Genomic DNA, 18,876 nt, shown 5'->3' with positions numbered 1-18,876 from the left:
CGTGAGTGCAAAAATTAAAGCTGACGAAATTAGCACGATAATCAAAGAGCGTATTGAAAATTTTGATTTAAGTGTTGATGTAGAAGAGACCGGTAAAGTCATCTCAGTCGCTGATGGCGTTGCTAACGTTTATGGTTTGAAAAACGTTATGGCTGGTGAGATGGTAGAGTTTGAAAGCGGCGAAAAGGGTATGGCTCTTAACCTTGAAGAGAGCAGTGTTGGTATAGTTATCCTTGGAAAAACTAGCGGTATCACAGAAGGAAGCTCTGTAAAAAGACTTAAAAAACTTCTACGTGTGCCAGTTGGCGACGCATTGATCGGCCGTGTTGTAAATTCACTCGGTGAGCCAATCGATGCAAAAGGTCCAATCGAAGCTACTGAATCTCGCTTCGTCGAAGAAAAAGCAAAAGGTATCATGGCTAGAAAAAGCGTTCATGAGCCACTTCAAACAGGTATCAAAGCTATCGACGCACTTGTGCCAATTGGTAGAGGCCAAAGAGAGCTGATCATCGGCGACCGCCAAACTGGTAAAACAACAGTTGCTATCGATACTATCATCAACCAAAAAGGTCAAGATGTCATTTGTATCTACGTAGCTATCGGTCAAAAACAATCAACCGTTGCTCAAGTCGTTAAAAAACTTGAAGAATATGGCGCTATGGACTACACAATAGTTGTAAATGCTGGTGCTAGTGACGCAGCTGCGCTTCAATACCTTGCACCATATGCTGGCGTAACAATGGGTGAATACTTTAGAGATAACTCTCGCCACGCGCTAATCATCTATGATGACTTGTCAAAACACGCGGTTGCTTACCGTGAGATGTCTTTGATCTTAAGAAGACCACCAGGTCGTGAAGCTTACCCAGGTGACGTTTTCTACCTTCACTCAAGACTTCTAGAAAGAGCAAGTAAGCTAAATGACGCACTAGGCGCTGGATCTTTGACAGCTCTACCTATTATCGAAACACAAGCGGGCGACGTTTCAGCTTATATTCCAACAAACGTTATTTCTATTACAGATGGTCAAATTTTCCTTGAGAGTGATCTATTTAACTCAGGTATCCGCCCAGCGATCAACGTCGGTCTTTCTGTATCTCGTGTCGGTGGTGCAGCTCAGATCAAAGCTATCAAACAAGTTTCTGGTACACTAAGACTAGACCTTGCTCAGTATCGCGAGCTACAAGCTTTTGCTCAGTTTGCAAGCGACCTTGATGAGAGCTCAAGAAAACAACTAGAGCGTGGTCAAAAGATGGTTGAAGTACTAAAACAACCTCCATATTCTCCGCTTCCAGTTGAGAATCAAGTAGTTATTATATTTGCTGGTGCTAAGGGATATTTAGATGATGTTGCAACTGCAAATGTAACAAAATTTGAAGCAGAGCTATATCCATATATCGAGGCAAAATACCCTGAAATTTTTGAGCAGATCAGAACTAAAAAAGTTCTTGATAAAGAAGTAGAAGAAATTTTACATAAAGCATTGAAAGATTTTAAAGCGACTTTTGCCGCTAACTAGGGCTAAGATATGTCAAATTTAAAAGATATAAAACGAAAGATCAAGAGCGTCCAGAACACTCAAAAGACGACGCGTGCGATGAAACTTGTCTCAACAGCAAAGCTTCGCAAAGCTGAAGAGGCTGCACGCTACTCTAGAGTTTACGCACTTAAGATCAATGAGGTTTTATCGGAGATAGCTTATAAGATCAATCAATACGCTTCAGTTATGACTGAGAGTAAATTTTTTAACACAACAAAGAGTGTAGAAAAGGTTGATATTATATTCGTTACCGCTGATAAAGGGCTTTGCGGTGGCTTTAATGTCCAGACTATAAAAACAGTTAGGCGCATGATCGATGAGCTAAAAGCCAAAAAGATCAAAGTTAGACTAAGAGCTGTTGGTAAAAAAGGCATAGAATTTTTCAATTTCCAAGGCGTTGAACTACTTGAGACTTATGTCGGAGCTAGCTCATCACCTACATATGAAAAAGCTCAAAAGATCATAAAAGATGCCATTGATGATTTTACAAACGGCATAACAGATAAGGTTGTGCTAATACACAATGGCTATAAAAATATGATTTCTCAAGAGATTAGAGTAAATGATATTGTGCCTATTGAGCCGTCTAAGATAGTTGCGGTTGAGACAAATTCTTTGATGGAATTTGAACCAGAAGACAACTATACTAAGATTATGGATGAATTGCTCAATAAATATTTTGAGTATAGTATGTATTATGCTTTAGTTGACTCTTTGGCTGCTGAGCACAGCGCTAGAATGCAAGCCATGGATAATGCAACAAACAATGCTAAACAACGCGTCAAACAGTTAAATCTTGCTTACAACAAAGCAAGACAAGAGTCTATTACCACTGAACTTATCGAGATCATCAGTGGTGTTGAATCAATGAAATAAAAGGAGTATGAATGAAGGGTGTTATTAGTCAAGTTATGGGCCCTGTGGTCGATGTTGACTTTAATGACTACTTGCCGAAGATCAATGAAGCTATCGAAGTTTTCTTTGAGGTTGAGGGCAAGAAACATAAACTAATATTAGAAGTTGCTGCTCACCTAGGTGATAATAGAGTTAGAACGATCGCTATGGATATGAGCGAGGGTCTGACTCGTGGCTTAGAGGCTAAAGCACTTGGTGCACCTATTAGTGTGCCAGTTGGTGAAAAAGTTTTGGGTAGAATTTTTAACGTAGTTGGCGATTTGATCGACGAGGGCGAGGGTATAAATTTTGATAAGAACTGGTCTATCCACCGTGATCCTCCTCCATTTGAAGAGCAAAGCACGAAGAGTGAAATTTTCGAAACTGGTATCAAGGTAGTTGATCTTCTAGCTCCTTATGCAAAGGGTGGTAAAGTTGGTCTATTTGGTGGTGCTGGTGTTGGCAAAACAGTTATTATTATGGAGCTTATCCACAACGTTGCGTTTAAACATAGCGGTTATTCTGTATTTGCAGGCGTTGGTGAGAGAACTCGTGAAGGAAACGACCTTTATCACGAAATGAAAGAAAGTAACGTTTTGGATAAAGTTGCCTTGTGCTATGGTCAAATGAACGAGCCACCAGGAGCAAGAAACCGTATCGCGCTAACTGGTCTTACAATGGCTGAGTACTTCCGTGATGAGATGGGACTTGACGTTTTGATGTTTATCGATAACATCTTCCGTTTTTCTCAATCAGGTGCAGAGATGTCAGCTCTACTTGGACGTATTCCGTCAGCTGTTGGTTATCAGCCAACCCTTGCAAGTGAGATGGGTAAATTCCAAGAGAGAATTACATCAACCAAAAAAGGTTCGATCACCTCTGTTCAAGCTGTTTATGTTCCAGCTGATGACCTTACAGACCCAGCTCCTGCAACTGTTTTTGCTCACCTTGACGCTACGACAGTTCTTAACAGATCGATCGCAGAAAAAGGTATCTATCCAGCTGTTGATCCACTTGATTCAACATCAAGAATGCTCGATCCTCAAATTTTAGGAGCAGATCACTATAAGGTAGCTCGCGGCGTTCAAGCTGTGCTTCAAAAATATAAAGACCTTCAAGATATCATCGCTATCCTTGGTATGGACGAGCTTAGCGAAGAAGATAAGCTAACAGTTGATAGAGCAAGAAAGATAGAGAGATTCTTATCTCAGCCATTCTTCGTTGCTGAAGTATTTACAGGTAGCCCTGGCAAATATGTAAGTCTTGACGAAAATATCGCTGGCTTTAAGGGAATTTTAGAAGGTAAATATGATCATTTGCCAGAAGCAGCATTTTATATGGTTGGAAATATAGATGAGGCTTTAGCTAAAGCTGAGAAACTTAAGGCTTAAATTTAAAAAGGAAGCGTAATGGATAAATTACATTTAGAGATCGTAACTCCTCAAGGTCAGATATTTAATGATGACGTGAGTAGTGTAGTGCTTCCAGGTAGCGAGGGTGAGTTTGGTGTTTTGCCAAACCACGCCTCATTAATATCTCTTTTAAAAGCAGGTATTATAGATATAGAAGATAAGCATAAAAAGCATGATGTAGTTGCTATTAACTGGGGTTATGCAAAGATCGATGAGGGCAAAGTAGTTATACTAGCTGATGGTGCGGTCTATGTCTCTGGCAACAGCGAAAGTGAGCTTGCAAATTCATTAGAAGCTGCTAGAAATTTGATAGAGAGTATGAGCAGTGATACAAATGCTTTTGCAGCAACTATATCAAAAATGGAAAATGTAGTGAGAGCAAGATAAGTGGGCGGAATAGATATATTTTTAAATTACATTCAAAGAAGTAGTTTTATTACAATTATAGTTTTAACTTGGTTGTCAATATATTTTATAGTTAGTTTTACAATTCTTTTTTCAAGAATGGCTGGCATAGGAGCTTGGCAAAAACGCGAGCAAAATGCGCTTGAAGCACTACTTATGGGCGCTAAAAATATACCAAACGACTCATCTTTAAAGAAGTGTGCAAGTGGTAGAATTTCGAAAGAAAAGCTAAATGTTTGCATAAGTATTGCCGAAAAAAATGCTACAAGTGGGCTTACATGGCTTAGCGTAATAGCTTCTACTTCTCCATTTATCGGTCTTTTTGGAACAGTCGTATCTATCTTGGAGACATTTTCACAGCTAGGAAATGGTGCAGGTTCGTCTCTTGGAGTTATAGCCCCAGCTATTTCTGAAGCGCTTGTCGCTACTGGATGCGGAATTTTTGTTGCGATCCCAGCATATACATTTAACTTGCTTATAAAAAGAAAAGCTTACGAACTAATGAGCGTTATCGAGCGTCAAGCTGACGTTATGATAGCACTTAAAAAAGATGACGAGACGTTATAGATGGCTCTTAAATTTGATGACGAAACACCAGAGCTAAACATAACGCCTCTTGTTGATATCATGCTTGTTTTGTTGGCTATTTTAATGGTTACAATGCCAACTATAACATATCAAGAAGATATAACATTGCCAGATGGCTCAAAGGCAAAAACATCTACGTCTAAACAAAAAGATCTTATAGTGTCTATAAATGCACAAGGACAAGTTAGAATAGATCAAAGTACAATGAGCCTTGCAGAACTTCCAGATAACATTGCACTAATGAGTGCAAAATATGACAAAACCTCGCCTATATACATAAAGGCTGATAAAAATTTAAAATACGATGATGTTATGTTTGTATTAAAGACTTTAAAAGGTGCTGGTTTTAATAAAGTAGCTTTAGAGACAAACGGTTAAGATGCCTAATAAAGTTAAATTTCCAACGCTTAGTTCATTTTTTGTAGCGTTTTGCATTTACATTATCATTGTGCTTGCTTTGTTTATAAAGCTTACTTTTTTTAGCGAACCTCCTAAAAAATATACTGATGACAAAGATGCTATTATGGACGTAGTTATGGTTGATAGAGAAGTTGATCAAACCATAAAAGCGCCAAAACAAGCAAAAGAGGTCGTAAAAGAGACAAAACCAGAACCTAAAAAAGAGTCAGAAGAAGATAAACAAGAGACTACAAATAAACCTGTTGTGCCAGATGAGCCATTGCCAACCCCAAGCTTGCCAACTCCTCCAAAAGAAGAGCCAAAGCCTGAGCCTAAAAAACCAGAACCAAAGCCTGAAATCCCAAAACCTAGCGAAGAGCCTAAAGAGGATGTCAAGCCAGAGCCAAAGCCTGAGCCTAAACCTACGCCAAAGCCAGTTGAAAAGCCAAAACCAAAAGAGCCAAATATAAAAGATCTCTTTAGCGACATAGACTCGACTAAACTTAAAAAAGATGATGGTATAAAAAAGGCTGAGAATAAAGTACAAAGCCGCAAAAAAAGCGAGGCTTCTAGCTCAAAAGCTGCAAAAGAGGCTAGTGATATCATCAAGAGCCTAAAGATAGATCAAAACCCAACAGCTCCAAAGTCACAAATGACAGGCACTTATGATCCATTGATGGGAGCCATAACAAAACAAATTCAAAGAAGATGGCAAAGCTATAAAGCTGACTCTGCAAACCTTGCCAAAGTAAAAGTCATGATAGATCAGAGTGGAAATTTTAGTTATGAAATTTTAGAGCTATCATATAATGAAGAGTTTAATGCAAAGGTTAGAGAGTGCCTGGAAAAGCTTACTACAGAGAAATTTCCATTTAATCCAGACAAAAGTACTACTTTTAATTTAAATTTAGAAGATAAAATAAACTAAAAATTTATAAATTTACGGAGTAGAGATGAAGAAAATTTTTCTTTTTTTGTGCGTTGCTCTAGGGCTTTATGCTGCTGATGCAACGATATCTGTTATAAACCAAGGTGTTGCTTTGCCAAAGATAGCTTTGCAAGATGCAACTACAGCCGTTAGTGATGCTGGCTTTAAAGATAAATTCTTTAAGATCATGCTAGGCGACTTGAAAGTTAGCTCAGACTTTGAGGTTATCGAAGATCATGTGCCTTCAACCTATGAGGGAACAGCAGCTACAAATACAATGAGCGACAAAGGTGTTGAGCTTATCTTTAGATATGCTCTTGAAGGTTCTATGGGCTCACCTCTTACTTTAAGAGTAAAACTCATCGACGCAAAGACTGCAACTACAAGGTATGAGAGAGTATATAACATGCCTGATGGTGCAAAGTACCCATTTTTGGCACACAAAAGTATAGTTGAGCTAACAAATGAGCTAAATTTACCACCAGTTGGCTGGATGGAGAAATTTATCATCCTAGCAAAATACACTTCAGCTCGCCAAAGCTCTATTATAGTGGCTGATTACACACTTACATATCAAAAGACAATCGTAAGTGGCGGCCTAAATATCTTCCCTAAATGGGCAGGCGCTGATCAGAGTAAATTTTACTATACATCTTATGTAAATAACAGACCAACTTTGTTTAGATATGACCTAAATTCAGGCACCAAAACAAAGATAATAGATAGTATGGGTATGCTTATAGCATCTGATGTTAGTAAAGATGGAAGTAAAATTCTATTAACTATGGCTCCAAAAGATCAGCCAGATATTTTCATCTATAATACAGGTAGCAAAAAATTAACTCAGATCACAAACTATCCAGGCATTGATGTAAATGGAAATTTCGTAGATAATGACAGCAGAATAGTTTTTGTTTCAGATAGACTTGGATATCCAAATATCTTTGCAACACCTGCAACTTCAGGCGGAAGCGTTGAGCAAATGGTGTTTCATGGCAAAAACAACAACTCAGTAAGCACTTTTGAAAACTATGTAGTTTATTCAAGTAGAGAGGCTAGCGGTGGCTTTAATATCTATCTAATCTCAACTCAAACTGATTTTATTCGCCAGCTTACAGCAAATGGTAAAAATAACTATCCAAGGTTTTCAAGTGATGGCCAAAGTGTTGTTTTTATCAAAGAACTTGGCGGTCAAAGCTCGCTTGGCGTTGTTAGATTAAATGAGAACAGAAGTTTCCAATTTCCACTAAAAGTAGGTAAAATTCAATCTATTGATTGGTAATATTCTGGTAATATTTAAAAAAAATATGTTATAATTCGACCAAATTTTTCAAAAAGGATATGGAATGAAAAAAGTAGTTCTAGCAAGTGTTGCAGTTGCAACTTTATTGTTGAGCGGTTGTAGCTCTAAAAACCCTGAAGTTGATATGAATGCAAATTCAAATCAATCTGCAGATAACTCAGGTAGCATGAGTGATGCTGATAGATTAGCAGCTCTTATTGCTAACATCGAGAGCCAAGTTAAAAGTGTATACTTTGACTTTGATAAATTTAATATCAAAGCTGACCAACAAGGTGTTGTTAGCTCAAATGCATCAGTATTTAACCAAGCTGACGCTCAAGCTCTTTCTATAAAAGTAGAAGGTAACTGCGACGAGTGGGGCACAGATGAGTATAACTATGCTCTTGGTCTAAAACGTGCTAAAAGTGCTAAAGACGCTCTTGTAAGAAATGGCGTTAGTGCTGATAGAATCGCTGTAGTAAGCTTTGGCGAAAGCAACCCAGTTTGTACAGACAAAACAAAAGCTTGCGACGCTCAAAACAGACGTGCAGATTTCAAAGTACTTCCTTAATCTGTAAGTAATAATGAATAAAAAAATAATCATTGCGGCTCTTCTTGGAGCCGCTTTCTCTATAAGTTCAGCTCAAGAAGTTTCAGCATTTGATGCAGGCAATATGGATAGCGCAAATCCATATGGACTAACAGATGATGAAAAGGCAACTCTAAGCAACAAAAGAAGCGTTCAAAATATCGAAGAAAACATGGATAATGTTTCAGAACAACTTCAAGGTTTGCAAAGCTTGATCGAGAGCATGAGTGCTAGGATGAACAAGCTTGAGCAAAGAATGAACGATATCGAAACCAAAGTCAATGGCGGTATAAGCGATTCTGGTGTAAGTTTGACATCGTTAAAAGCTTATGTTGATGAGACTAGAGATATACAAGATAAAAACTATAAAAACATTACTGCTGCCTTAAATAAATTAGGTGCGATAATGGATAAAAATGCTGCTCAACCAAAGCAAAATGCAAATCCAAAACAACAAAATAAGCCAACTTCAAATTTTAGTGGCAAAAGCGACAAGGATATTTTAGCTGATGGTATTAAGCTTTTAAATTCTGGCAATAGCACAGAAGCAGCTGAGTATTTTGAATATTTAAACAAAAAAGGCTATAAAACTGGTGCTTCAAATTATTATCTAGGTGAAGTTGCTTATAGTCAAAAATCATACAGCACAGCCATACAATACTATAAAAAAAGTATACAAAGTGAAGATAAGGCTGACTACACTCCAAAACTTTTGTATCACACAGCTATAAGCTTTGATAAGATCGGTGATACTCAAAGTGCCAACAGGTTTTATAAGGCTTTAAAAGTAGGCTATCCAGATAGCAAAGAAGCCAAAGCCGCTCCCAACAGAAACTAAAATTTACTCTTTTTTAGATATAATCTCACATTAATCAAAACTAAATTCCAAGGAGATTATTGTGAGTAAAGATCAAGTTATAACAATGTTTTATGAGCTAAAAGACGCTAATACTGGCGAAATTTTAGAGTCAAATATGCAAGAAGGTGGTCAAATTTCTTTTATTACAGGACATGGCCATATTATAGAAAAGCTTGAAGAAGAAGTTAGCAAGCTAAAATCAGGCGACAAGGCTACTATAAATATCAAAGCTGCTGAGGGTTGTGGTGAATACAATAAAGATGCCATCCAGTCACTTCCAAAAGAACAATTTGCTGGTATAGACCTACATGAAGGCATGGAACTTTTTGGTCAAAATGAAGATGGCTCAAGCGTTCGCGTCATCGTTAAAGAGATCAAAGATGACGAAGTAACAGTTGATTTTAACCACCCATACGCTGGCAAAGATTTGCTATTTAATGTTGAAATTTTAGAAGTTAGAGACGCAACTGAAGATGAAAAAGCAACTGGCATGGTAGCAGGCGCTCATACTTGCGGTTGTGGCGGGCACGATCATGATCACGAGCATGAGTGCTGCGGCGGCCATGGACATGGCGAAGGTGGTTGCGGTTGCGGTGGTCACGGACATCACCACCACTAAGAAGCCAAAATGAAAAAATTTGCTTTTATTTTTGCGGGTCAAGGCTCGCAAAGTGTTGGCATGGGGAAAGATTTTTATGAAAATTTCTCTTCGGCAAAACTTCTATTAAATGACGCTTGCAACGACACAGGCATTGATTTTGAGGAGCTTTTATTTACACAAAATGATAAGCTAGATAAGACAGAATTTACTCAGCCTGCCATCGTTTTAAACTCGCTTATGAGCTATCTAACTTTTAGTGAGCGCATAAAAGCTAAGCCAGAGTTTAGCCTAGGTCACTCTCTAGGCGAATTTACAGCCCTTGCGGTTAGTGGCGCATTTAGCTTTGTTGAAGCGATTAGACTTGTAAATTTACGTGGTAAATTTATGCAAGAAGCCTGCGTTGGCAAAGATGCTGGCATGATGGTAGTGCTTGGAGTTAGCGATGAAGTTGTTGAGGAAATTTGCAAAAACGCACAGGATGAGGGCTTACAAATTTACGCTGCGAACTACAACTGCGACGGTCAGATAGTTGTAGCTGGCGTGAGGGCTGATCTTGCTAAATACGAGGCAAAATTTAAAGAAGCAGGTGCAAAAAGAGCGATGCTTTTAAATATGTCAGTAGCTAGCCACTGCCCGATACTTGAGCCTGCTAGCGTTAGGCTAGCAAACGAGCTTGAGGGCGTTTTGGCTGCAAATTTTGCCCCAGTCGTTTCAAACGTAAATGCAAAAATTTACACTGATAAAAACGAAGCGCTAGTTCTTTTAAAAGAGCAGCTAACGCATCCAGTTCGTTACAAGCAAAGCATCAATAACTACGAAAACGAGGTTGATTGCTTTATCGAACTAGGTGCTGCGACACTAAAAGGCATAAACAAAAAGATCACAGAAAAACCGACATACAGCGTCACTGACATGGCGAGCCTTGAAGAGGTTGTGAAGATTTTGGAGGAGAGATGATAGCGATACTTGGAGCGATGCAAGAGGAGATAACGCCGATCCTTGAGATGGTTGGCGAGTATAAAACTACCGAATATGCAAATAACAAATTTTACGAGGCAAACTACAAAGGCAAAGACCTAGTCATCGCCTACTCGAAGATCGGCAAGGTAAATGCGGCGATCACTGCGACCTTGATGATAGAGAAATTTAAGGCCTCAAAGCTGCTTTTTACTGGTGTTGCTGGCTCACTTGATGAGAGCTTAAAGATAGGCGATATGCTATATGCCACTAGCCTTGCGCAGCACGACCTTGACATCACGGCGTTTGGTCATCCATACGGCTTTGTGCCAGGGACTAGCATATTTGTAAAAAGCGATGAAACACTAAATGAACTAGCTAAAAATGTCGCTAGTAAAAAGGGCATGAGCCTAAATTCAGGCATCATCGCAACTGGCGATCAGTTTATCTGCGACAACGAGAAAAAAGAGTGGATCAAAAAGATATTTAACGCAAGTGCTACCGAGATGGAGGGTGCGAGCGTTGCGCTAGTTTGTGAGACGCTTGGCGTGCCATTTTTCATCCTTAGAGCCATCAGCGACGGAGCTGGCAATGAGGCTGAATTTGACTTTGATAAATTCTTACAAGACTCAGCAAACATCAGCGCTAAATTTATCCTAGAAATGGTGGAGAGCTTATGATAGAGCTTAGCAAGAGACTGCTTAGGCAAGTTGGCCAGACAAATGCTAGATACAAGATGATAGAGGGCGGGGATAAGATCTTGCTCGGTCTTAGCGGCGGCAAAGATAGCCTCGCACTCGCTCACGTGCTAAAGCACATCCAAAATGTCACACCTGAGAAATTTGAGTTTAAGGCGGTTACGCTAAGCTACGGCATGGGCGAAGACTACGCTTATCTTACCAAGCACTGCAACGAGCATGGCATAGAGCACGAGGTGATCGATAGCTCGATATTTGAGATATCAAAGGAGAAGATCCGCAAAAATTCTAGCTTTTGCAGCTTTTTCTCGCGCATGAGAAGAGGGTATCTCTACACCTACGCACTAAAGCACGGCTTTAACAAGCTTGCGATCGCTCACCACTTAGATGACGCGGCAGAGAGCTTTTTTATGAATTTCACCTACAATGGCGCGCTAAGGACGCTTGCTCCAAAATACAAAGCAAAAAATGGCATCGTCGTGATCAGGCCATTTATCTTTGTGCGTGAGAGACAGCTTCGCGAAAATGCGATCAAAAATGAGCTAAGAGTTATTGGCGATGAGGCGTGTCCTGCGATGAGATTTGACGTGAAGATGCCACACGCTAGATATGAGACCAAGCAACTTCTAGCAAATTTAGAGAAAGAAAATCCAAAGCTCTTTACATCGCTTAAAGCAGCATTTGAAAACATCCACACAGATACATTTTTTGGTATCAACGAAGGCAGTGAAGAGTAAATTTAACTCTTCATTTTTGCCCTTTTGAGCTAAATTTGAATAACTAAAATTCTATTTTAACAAAACCAAAGTATTAAAAATAAAGCCTACATTAACTTAATTACTGCATGTTTAAACACTGGCAATATGAGCACAAACTTATAATTTATTACAATGAGATACCTGGTAAGAAAGATCTAAAAAATATACTAGCTAGGATTTTAAAGCTTAGAAATTTAGAGCTTAAAAAAGATCACACGCTCGAGGGACTAGCAAGCAAGATAATGGATGTTTTAAAAGAATTTGATGAGAGGATGAAAGTAAAAGCCTAAAGCCCGTCAAGTAAAATTTTATAAAGGCGGTTTATCTCATCGTCGTTTAGCTCGATCGTGCTTTTTGTATCAAATAAATTTTTGATCTTGCTAGCGTCAAATTCGCTCCTATCAAGGCAGTGCCTGTGAGAGGGCAAAAAGCCACGAGTTAAGCATAGCTCACTCTCTATCTCCTCGTCGCAGATAAAGCACTCAAGCTCGCTGTGAAGTCTGCCTTCATACTCTAAAATTTTGACGTAGCTTTCGATGATGAGGCGTTTTGGATTTTGCAGCTGCATCTGTTTGGCGCAGCGATCAAGCTCGTTAAAGTAAATTTCATCGAGCTGCTCGACCTCTTTTAGATGATCATAAAGTAGGCGCATGAACTGCTGCCAAATGATGAGCTTGTCACGCTCTAGCAGCCATTTAAAGCCAAGATGAAGTATGCTTCTAAGCTTTGGTAGGAATTTCGCCTCTTGCTCTAGCTCAAAGTCGATCTTGTAGCCAGTCATGATGTTTGAGTGGCGAGCGCCAAAAAATCTATATGACTTTACGAGCAAATTTGACGTTAATACAAAGACTAAAAGGTCCTCGTCTCTGACCTTTTGCACGCGCAGGATGTAGCCTTGCATCTAGGCAAAAAACTCCCTTATGCGCTCTCTCATCGCTGTCACGTCTTTGATAAAATTTACATCGTTTCTAAAGGTTGTTGCGCCGTCTATGCCCTTGCTGTATTGGTGGAGGTGCTTTCTAAATATGCAAAGTCCGTGCTCGCCGTAGTGCTCGATCATCGCATCAAAGTGAGCTAGGATGATCTCTTGCTTTAGCGCCTTATCCACGCTAGTTTTGGTCTTTATCTCGTGAAATATCCAAGGGTTGCCGATGCTTGCCCTACCGATCATAAGGGCGTCGCATTTTGTGAGATTTAAAATTTCATCTGCATTTTGTGCGTTTATATCGCCATTTGCGACGACTGGGATTTTTACGCTCGCCTTTACTCTAGCGATCGCTTCGTAATCAACCTTTGCACTGTATCCGCCAGCTCTGGTGCGACCATGCACTGCGATATAGTCTGCGCCAGCTTCTTCGCAGGCTTTTGCGATCTTCTCTTCATTTTTGTCGTTAAAGCCAAGTCTAAATTTAACGCTTAGGCTCTTCTTGTTTGAGACGCTTTTTATGGCTGAGATGATGCTTTGAAGTTTGTCAAGATCATTTAACAAAGCCGATCCCGCGCCTTGTCTAACGACCTTTGGCACAGGGCAGCCGCAGTTTAGATCAAGCCCATAAATTCCATCAAATTTATTGATTATCTGCACGGCTTTTTTTATATTTTCTATATCACTGCCAGCTATTTGGACGACGTATGGATCTTCATTTGGGGATTTTTTAATCATTTCAAGCGTTTTGTCACTACTCTCATATACTAGAGCGTTTGCACTGATCATCTCGCTAACAGTGACATCGCAGCCAAATTTCTTGACGACGCTTCGTAACGGCAGGTCAGAAAAGCCAGCAAGTGGCGCTAAGAAAAGTGGCTTTTTACTAAAGTCTATCATTTAAAAAATAGCGAGCTAGGCACCATTTTACCGTTATCTCGTAAAAATAGTAAAACCTTTATCTCTTTAAACTCATCAGGGTCGCTACCCTCGATGGCTTCTCTTACTTTATCAAGCATCTGAAGCTCAAATAACGCATATACGTAGGCCTCATCAGCGTCAGCATGGATGCTTTTTAGCTTCTCAAAAATGCCGATAAACGCATCTGGTTTTAGCTTGTTTTTAAGCATTATGGCTGCTTTGTCGTATTGTGCTTTTGTCACTTTTGCGTTGTTTAGAAGACCAAAAATTTCATCGCTGCTTAGGTCGATCTCATCATTTACAAAACGCGTAATAATGGTCATTATATCTTCGCTTGCTAGCTCTGGATCAATTTTTTTGATCTCGCTAAATGAAGCTGTTTTTATGAGCTTATCGAAGGCTGCCTTTTTAAGGCTCTCGTTTTGTTCTTGGTTTTTAAGCACGTCAAGATAGTAAGTAGGCAGCTGCTCGATCTTGTTTAGCTCGTTTAGGATGTTTAGCTTGCTATCTTTTGCTAGCCTAAATTTCTTTAGATCGACGATCTCTTTGTTTTTTATGCTTTTTATGGTTTGTAAGATGTTGTTTATCTCACCGTCATCAACGCCAACGTCTTTAAGCTCGCCTACTGGTGAGATAGAGCGAGTGAGCTGTGAGGCGATCTTGTAAGTATCGGTTTTAAAGTCTTTGTTGCTCTCAAAGCCAAGAAGTGTCTCTTTTGCAAGGTCTTTGTAGAGCTGGCTATCTTTTTTTATCCATTTTTTATATCTATAAAAGGCGTATCCATGATATGCGATGTGAAGTAGGGCAAGGAGCGCCAAAAGGGCTACTGGAAGTGCCACCCAGACAGCTACTGGCAAGGTTATGGCTTGACCTAAGAGCTCGAAGGTGAAGTCTGAACTATTAAGAGAATAGGTAAGTCCTGCAACAACTGCTGTGTAGATGATGCAGTAGACGAGAAATTTTCTGGTTTTCATATTTTCTCCTTAGTTTTTTGCTGTTTTTTCTATTATCTCACGACAAGCTATGCAGTATTTTGCATGCGGTTTTACTTTTAGGCGAGGGATGCCGATCTCCTCTTCGCACATGTCACAAATTCCATAAGTCTTGTTTGCTATCTTCTCAAGCGCCTCGTCGATCTCGTGAAGCTCGGCTCGTTGCTGGGTTGAGATAGACTGCTCTATAAGCTGGTCGGTATTTACTGAAGCTATGTCAAATTCATCGCTTACGCCACTATCTCTTAAACCGCTTACTTCAACTGATGAGTCATAAATATTCTTTTTGATTTGTAATTTTCGCTCTTCAAGTAGCTTTTTGAAAAAATTTAGCTCGTTTTGAGTCATTTTATATTCCTTTATTTGTGATATGGGTGGTTTGCATTTATGCAAAGTCCTCTAAAAATTTGCTCAAAAAGTACGAGCTTGGCGACTTTGTGCGCCATAGTCATCTTGCTTAAGCTTACGACTTTTTGTGCCTTGTTTTTTAAATTTTGGCTAAGCCCATAAGCTCCACCTATGAAAAAATTTATCTGTGAATTTGAGTTTAAAATTTGAGCAAATTCTTGGCTGTCAAGCTGTGAGCCATTTTCATCAAGCATCACGCAAAAGCCTTTTAAATTTGGCTCGTAAATTTCATCATAAGCTCTTAGCGCATCGCTTCTACCGCTGCTTTGAGCCTTTGCTATTTTTTCATTAAATATTATTTTGTCGTTTATCTTGGCAAATTTTGCACTCATTTTTATATATTCTTGTATCTCGTTTTCAAAGTTGTCACGCGATGATTTTTGAATGCTAAAAACCGAAATTTCCAAACTTACCCTTTGGTTTTTAGCTTTAGTTCAAAGCTAGTTTCGCTCGGAGTAGTCACTTCGCTTTTAGAGATCATAGCTTTGTTGTTTGTAAGAAATTTGACCATATCGCTTATATATTTTTTGTGCTCGCTTCTTGGCACGATGTCATCTATAAGACCATGCTCAAGCAAAAATTCAGCCCTTTGAAAGCCCTCTGGAAGATCAGCGCCTATGGTTTGTTTGATGACTCTTTGTCCTGCAAAACCTATTAGCGCGCCAGGTTCAGCGATTATTAGATCTCCAAGCCATGCAAATGATGCACTAACACCACCCATTGTAGGGTCGGTAAGCACTGATATGTATGGGAGTTTGGCTTCGTCAAGAAGTTTTAGGGCTGCTGAAGTCTTTGACATCTGCATCAAAGAAAATGTGCTCTCTTGCATTCTAGCGCCGCCAGATGCACTTACGATGATCAAAGCTTGGCGTTTTTCGATCGCGCGTTTTATCGCTCTTACGATCTTTTCGCCCTCGACTGAAGCTAGTGAGCCGCCCATGAAGCCAAAGTCAAAAACAACTAGCTGGATCTCTTGTCCATTGCATTTGCCTTCGCCGCATATCACTGAGCTTGTGCGCCCTTGTTTTTTCTTTATTTTCTGTGATTCTTTTTTTATATGATTTTTTATCGACAAAATTTAAAGGATCTACTGGTTTTAAATTTGCGTCAAATTCTACAAAGCTACCTTCATCGCAGATCAAATTTATGCGATCATCAGCTTTTAATCTCATGTGGTAGCCGCATTTTGGGCATACATTAAAACAAGCTTCAACTTCTTTGTAATACATCAGTGAGTGGCAGTTGTCGCATTTTACCCAGTGTGTAGGTGCTTCTTCTGGACGAGGTTGAGCTTTTCTTATCTTTGAAAAAATGTCTGAGAAATTCATCTTTTTACCCACTTATATTAAAAATTGTGGGATTATATCTAATGTTAGCCTTGCTTTTTCTTATATGATTTAAAGTTTGTTTGTTTGCGGGGGATTTAAGGGGCAAACTAGCCCCTTAAAAGTATCTTGTTAGAAGCGTCTTCCGATAGTAAATTCAAATGTATTTGTATCATCGCCCTCTTTAGGTTTAAGAGCTTTTGCAAATATTAGTTGAAGTGGTCCGATTGGAGTTATCCACTCGATACCTGTACCAACTGATGATCTTTTTATTTCATTTAGGCTATTTTCGCCGATCATACCATAGTCGTAAAATACAACGCCACGCATTTTGACACGCTCTATTATAGGGAAGCTCATCTCAACTGAGTTGTTAAATGATGTTTCGCCGCCGTATTCATAGTAATCGCCATTATATTTTACTTTTGGAGATACGGTTCTGCTCTCGTAGCCACGTAAGCTTCTTATACCACCAAGGTAAAGTCTTTCGTTGATCGGAGTATAGCCTCTCTCCCAAATTTTGCCAAAGCTTGCTTTATATCTTAAGATAAGATCGTAGTCGATGTACTCTCTAAGACCTAGATAGTAGTTGAAATTTGTGCGGTTTTTAACAAAGTCCATATCACCGCCAAGTCCTGCTATCTCAAATGATGTGCTAGCTATGATGCCGCGTCTTGGTAAGTAATAATCATCAGTGCTGTTATATGTCAAAGCTGGAGTTATAGCGCTTTTTATAGCCTTGCCTTCTCTATAAATTTCTTTTCCTGTGTCTTTATTTATATTTCTTAGTTCATTATCTTTTAGAGTAACTTTACTTTGCTCGATATTATAAGTAAGTGATGCGCTTAAATTTCTGGTTAATTTTCTACCAAGCGTTGTGCTAAAGCCATAGCTTCTCTCTTTATATGTTCTCCAGTCATAGTCGTTTGCATAGAGTGTTCCGCCAAGGCTATACTCTGAGTCAAAAATTCTTGGATTTGTAAGACTTATTTGACCTGAAAGCTCTCTATCGCTCTTATCAACGCTTACTTGTCCTTGAAGACCAGAGCCAAAGATGTTTGTGTCAGAAAGTGCAGCGTTTAGTAGCAAGCCGTCGCTACTTCCGTATCCGATACCGCCACTTATAGAGCCAGTTGAGGCCTCTTTTACCTTTACTTTTAGATCGACTGTATTTTTATCAACTGGGTCCTCTTCTATCTCGACATCGTCAAAGTAGCTTGTTCTTTTTAGTGCGTCTTTTGAGTCTTGAAGGTCGGTTCTACTATATAAATTTCCCTCAGTTAGATATAGCTCACGTCTTACGACACGATCAACTGTTCTATCGTTTCCTGAAATTTGAACGTTTCTTATATATACTTTTTCGCCAGGATCAACTTCGTAGTCGATATCAACTGTTTTATTTTCATCAAATTTATCAGTCTTTGGATAGACTTTGACAAATGCATAACCCTTGTCAGCGACCATATCGTCAAGCTTTTTCATATCTTGGCGAAGTCTTGCTGAGTTCATCGTATCGCCAGCTTCAAGTCTAAAGTCATCTATGATCTTTTTAGTATCAAGTCCTAGCTCTTCAGGTGCTGTGATGCTTACGTTTGAAACCTTATAAGGCTCGCCCTCGTGGATGTAGTATGTAAGATCAGCTGTATAGTTATCAAATGACGCATTTAGATAAGGTGACGAAACAGTCGCGTCTAGATAACCTTTTTGAAAATATTTATCTTGAATCCTTGCTGGGTCGTTTTCAAGCTCGAAAAGTTTAACTTTTCCGTCGTTTCTGCCCCAAAGCCAACCCATAAATTCCCTACTTTTGTTTGCAACTACTGGCTCGATATCATCATAGTCAAACTCTTTTGCGCCGACTAAATTTACCTTTTTGATTATCATATTTTCGCCGCGGTTTATATTTAGAGTGATGAAAAGTGAGCTGTCGTTGTCTGCAACTGGCTGTTTTTCTACATCTACAACTGTGTCAAAGTAACCCTTTGACTCGTAGTACTGGCGAATTCTCTCTTTTGTTTTTTCGATAGTTAGCTCATCATACATATTGCCAGGTTTGATGTTGATTAGCGACTCGATCGCAGTTTTGTCGTTTGTCACAACGCCCTTTAGATCGACTCTAGCCACGCTTGGCTTCTCTTTTACTTTTACTAAAAGATTGCCATTACCTGTATCTTCTATGTAGATATCATCAAAATAATTTTGCTTGTATAAATTTGTGATAGCCTTGTCGCTAAGCTTTGGCGTTAGCTCTTGACCGACTTTTAGCCCCATTATCTGCGTGGCTACATCAGGTGAAAGGTGGATTAGACCTTTGAAATTTATTGACTGAATTGTTTGTGCATTTAGACCGCTTAAAGCTAATGCTAGTAAAAATAATTTCTTTTTCATTAAATTT

21 protein-coding genes and 1 pseudogene are annotated in these 18,876 nt (G+C 39.3%); 15 read left to right on the top strand and 7 right to left on the bottom strand.

Going from position 1 to position 18,876, the window contains the following annotated elements:
- Position 1: 1 nt before the first annotated feature.
- The 15 genes from atpA to HMPREF1019_RS03770 all read left to right on the top strand — a co-directional run bounded on the left by atpA (position 2) and on the right by HMPREF1019_RS03770 (position 12,200).
- Positions 2-1,519 (top strand): F0F1 ATP synthase subunit alpha, encoded by a 1,518-nt coding sequence (gene atpA / locus HMPREF1019_RS03840; RefSeq protein ID WP_009294343.1) that lies wholly within the window; start codon positions 2-4, stop codon positions 1,517-1,519.
- Positions 1,520-1,528: 9 nt separating this feature from the next.
- Positions 1,529-2,416, top strand: a complete 888-nt coding sequence (atpG, locus tag HMPREF1019_RS03835) for an ATP synthase F1 subunit gamma (protein WP_002939426.1) — start codon at positions 1,529-1,531, stop codon at positions 2,414-2,416.
- Positions 2,417-2,427: 11 nt separating this feature from the next.
- Positions 2,428-3,825 carry a F0F1 ATP synthase subunit beta gene (gene atpD, locus HMPREF1019_RS03830; protein ID WP_009294342.1) on the top strand — a complete coding sequence of 466 codons (1,398 nt, stop codon included), beginning with the start codon at positions 2,428-2,430 and terminating at the stop codon, positions 3,823-3,825.
- Between the two features lie 18 nt (positions 3,826-3,843).
- Positions 3,844-4,233 carry an ATP synthase F1 subunit epsilon gene (gene atpC, locus HMPREF1019_RS03825; RefSeq protein ID WP_002939398.1) on the top strand — a complete coding sequence of 130 codons (390 nt, stop codon included), beginning with the start codon at positions 3,844-3,846 and terminating at the stop codon, positions 4,231-4,233.
- A complete protein-coding gene (locus HMPREF1019_RS03820) occupies positions 4,234-4,818 on the top strand; it encodes a MotA/TolQ/ExbB proton channel family protein (RefSeq protein ID WP_009294341.1) in 585 nt (194 codons plus the stop codon).
- Complete coding sequence (locus tag HMPREF1019_RS03815; protein WP_002939405.1) at positions 4,819-5,217, top strand: biopolymer transporter ExbD; 399 nt, start codon at positions 4,819-4,821, stop codon at positions 5,215-5,217.
- A gap of 1 nt (position 5,218) precedes the next feature.
- Positions 5,219-6,166, top strand: coding sequence for a TonB C-terminal domain-containing protein (locus HMPREF1019_RS03810; RefSeq protein WP_009294340.1), 948 nt, complete (start codon positions 5,219-5,221; stop codon positions 6,164-6,166).
- Between the two features lie 25 nt (positions 6,167-6,191).
- Complete coding sequence (gene tolB, locus HMPREF1019_RS03805; protein WP_009294339.1) at positions 6,192-7,448, top strand: Tol-Pal system protein TolB; 1,257 nt, start codon at positions 6,192-6,194, stop codon at positions 7,446-7,448.
- A 64-nt stretch (positions 7,449-7,512) separates the two neighbouring features.
- The gene (locus HMPREF1019_RS03800; RefSeq protein ID WP_002939415.1) at positions 7,513-8,019 is read left to right on the top strand and encodes an OmpA family protein; all 507 of its coding nucleotides are present in this window, start codon (positions 7,513-7,515) and stop codon (positions 8,017-8,019) included.
- Positions 8,020-8,032: 13 nt separating this feature from the next.
- Positions 8,033-8,875, top strand: a complete 843-nt coding sequence (locus HMPREF1019_RS03795) for a tetratricopeptide repeat protein (RefSeq protein ID WP_009294338.1) — start codon at positions 8,033-8,035, stop codon at positions 8,873-8,875.
- A gap of 55 nt (positions 8,876-8,930) precedes the next feature.
- Entirely contained in the window at positions 8,931-9,515 is a 585-nt protein-coding gene (locus HMPREF1019_RS03790; RefSeq protein WP_223154902.1) for an FKBP-type peptidyl-prolyl cis-trans isomerase, read from the top strand.
- A 9-nt stretch (positions 9,516-9,524) separates the two neighbouring features.
- Positions 9,525-10,454: an ACP S-malonyltransferase gene (fabD, locus tag HMPREF1019_RS03785; RefSeq protein WP_009294336.1), complete on the top strand. Its 930-nt coding sequence runs from the start codon at positions 9,525-9,527 to the stop codon at positions 10,452-10,454.
- On the top strand, positions 10,451-11,134 hold the full coding sequence (locus HMPREF1019_RS03780; protein WP_009294335.1) for a 5'-methylthioadenosine/adenosylhomocysteine nucleosidase: 684 nt from the start codon (positions 10,451-10,453) through the stop codon (positions 11,132-11,134). The genes fabD and HMPREF1019_RS03780 overlap by 4 nt, the downstream gene beginning before the upstream one ends.
- Entirely contained in the window at positions 11,131-11,889 is a 759-nt protein-coding gene (locus tag HMPREF1019_RS03775; RefSeq protein ID WP_009294334.1) for a tRNA 2-thiocytidine biosynthesis TtcA family protein, read from the top strand. Before HMPREF1019_RS03780 ends, HMPREF1019_RS03775 begins: the two co-directional genes overlap by 4 nt.
- A 107-nt stretch (positions 11,890-11,996) precedes the next feature.
- A complete protein-coding gene (locus HMPREF1019_RS03770) occupies positions 11,997-12,200 on the top strand; it encodes a hypothetical protein (protein ID WP_009294333.1) in 204 nt (67 codons plus the stop codon).
- Here the strand turns inward: HMPREF1019_RS03770 and recO are convergent.
- The 7 genes and pseudogenes from recO to bamA form a co-directional block, all read right to left on the bottom strand.
- Positions 12,197-12,811 (bottom strand): recombination protein RecO, encoded by a 615-nt coding sequence (gene recO / locus HMPREF1019_RS03765; protein WP_009294332.1) that lies wholly within the window; start codon positions 12,809-12,811, stop codon positions 12,197-12,199. The two genes, HMPREF1019_RS03770 and recO, sit on opposite strands and share 4 nt — an antisense overlap.
- Complete coding sequence (locus HMPREF1019_RS03760; protein ID WP_009294331.1) at positions 12,812-13,735, bottom strand: tRNA dihydrouridine synthase; 924 nt, start codon at positions 13,733-13,735, stop codon at positions 12,812-12,814.
- Positions 13,732-14,730: a hypothetical protein gene (locus HMPREF1019_RS03755; RefSeq protein ID WP_009294330.1), complete on the bottom strand. Its 999-nt coding sequence runs from the start codon at positions 14,728-14,730 to the stop codon at positions 13,732-13,734. Before HMPREF1019_RS03755 ends, HMPREF1019_RS03760 begins: the two co-directional genes overlap by 4 nt.
- Before the next feature lie 9 nt (positions 14,731-14,739).
- Positions 14,740-15,096, bottom strand: a complete 357-nt coding sequence (gene dksA / locus HMPREF1019_RS03750) for an RNA polymerase-binding protein DksA (RefSeq protein ID WP_009294329.1) — start codon at positions 15,094-15,096, stop codon at positions 14,740-14,742.
- 11 nt (positions 15,097-15,107) lie between these two features.
- Positions 15,108-15,563, bottom strand: a complete 456-nt coding sequence (locus HMPREF1019_RS03745) for a 23S rRNA (pseudouridine(1915)-N(3))-methyltransferase RlmH (protein WP_009294328.1) — start codon at positions 15,561-15,563, stop codon at positions 15,108-15,110.
- A 2-nt stretch (positions 15,564-15,565) separates the two neighbouring features.
- A pseudogene (gene accD / locus HMPREF1019_RS03740) lies at positions 15,566-16,484 on the bottom strand (acetyl-CoA carboxylase, carboxyltransferase subunit beta).
- A 129-nt stretch (positions 16,485-16,613) separates the two neighbouring features.
- Positions 16,614-18,869, bottom strand: coding sequence for an outer membrane protein assembly factor BamA (bamA, locus tag HMPREF1019_RS03735; RefSeq protein ID WP_009294325.1), 2,256 nt, complete (start codon positions 18,867-18,869; stop codon positions 16,614-16,616).
- Positions 18,870-18,876 lie beyond the last annotated feature (7 nt).

Origin of the sequence: Campylobacter sp. 10_1_50 (assembly GCF_000238755.1) — a bacterium.
In the GTDB taxonomy this organism is placed as follows: domain Bacteria; phylum Campylobacterota; class Campylobacteria; order Campylobacterales; family Campylobacteraceae; genus Campylobacter_A; species Campylobacter_A concisus_R.
This window is presented reverse-complemented; position numbering and strand designations above follow the sequence as displayed.

What these genes read in the sequence shown, in the direction of transcription:
- tolB (WP_009294339.1), top strand. Translation starts at nt 6,192, where the DNA reads ATGAAGAAAATTTTTCTTTTTTTGTGCGTTGCTCTAGGGCTTTATGCT.
- recO (WP_009294332.1), bottom strand. Translation starts at nt 12,811, where the DNA reads ATGCAAGGCTACATCCTGCGCGTGCAAAAGGTCAGAGACGAGGACCTT.
- bamA (WP_009294325.1), bottom strand. Translation starts at nt 18,869, where the DNA reads ATGAAAAAGAAATTATTTTTACTAGCATTAGCTTTAAGCGGTCTAAAT.
- fabD (WP_009294336.1), top strand. Translation starts at nt 9,525, where the DNA reads ATGAAAAAATTTGCTTTTATTTTTGCGGGTCAAGGCTCGCAAAGTGTT.
- HMPREF1019_RS03815 (WP_002939405.1), top strand. Translation starts at nt 4,819, where the DNA reads ATGGCTCTTAAATTTGATGACGAAACACCAGAGCTAAACATAACGCCT.
- HMPREF1019_RS03795 (WP_009294338.1), top strand. Translation starts at nt 8,033, where the DNA reads ATGAATAAAAAAATAATCATTGCGGCTCTTCTTGGAGCCGCTTTCTCT.
- atpC (WP_002939398.1), top strand. Translation starts at nt 3,844, where the DNA reads ATGGATAAATTACATTTAGAGATCGTAACTCCTCAAGGTCAGATATTT.
- HMPREF1019_RS03760 (WP_009294331.1), bottom strand. Translation starts at nt 13,735, where the DNA reads ATGATAGACTTTAGTAAAAAGCCACTTTTCTTAGCGCCACTTGCTGGC.
- atpG (WP_002939426.1), top strand. Translation starts at nt 1,529, where the DNA reads ATGTCAAATTTAAAAGATATAAAACGAAAGATCAAGAGCGTCCAGAAC.
- atpD (WP_009294342.1), top strand. Translation starts at nt 2,428, where the DNA reads ATGAAGGGTGTTATTAGTCAAGTTATGGGCCCTGTGGTCGATGTTGAC.
- HMPREF1019_RS03780 (WP_009294335.1), top strand. Translation starts at nt 10,451, where the DNA reads ATGATAGCGATACTTGGAGCGATGCAAGAGGAGATAACGCCGATCCTT.
- HMPREF1019_RS03775 (WP_009294334.1), top strand. Translation starts at nt 11,131, where the DNA reads ATGATAGAGCTTAGCAAGAGACTGCTTAGGCAAGTTGGCCAGACAAAT.
- HMPREF1019_RS03755 (WP_009294330.1), bottom strand. Translation starts at nt 14,730, where the DNA reads ATGAAAACCAGAAAATTTCTCGTCTACTGCATCATCTACACAGCAGTT.
- HMPREF1019_RS03810 (WP_009294340.1), top strand. Translation starts at nt 5,219, where the DNA reads ATGCCTAATAAAGTTAAATTTCCAACGCTTAGTTCATTTTTTGTAGCG.
- HMPREF1019_RS03770 (WP_009294333.1), top strand. Translation starts at nt 11,997, where the DNA reads ATGTTTAAACACTGGCAATATGAGCACAAACTTATAATTTATTACAAT.
- HMPREF1019_RS03800 (WP_002939415.1), top strand. Translation starts at nt 7,513, where the DNA reads ATGAAAAAAGTAGTTCTAGCAAGTGTTGCAGTTGCAACTTTATTGTTG.
- dksA (WP_009294329.1), bottom strand. Translation starts at nt 15,096, where the DNA reads ATGACTCAAAACGAGCTAAATTTTTTCAAAAAGCTACTTGAAGAGCGA.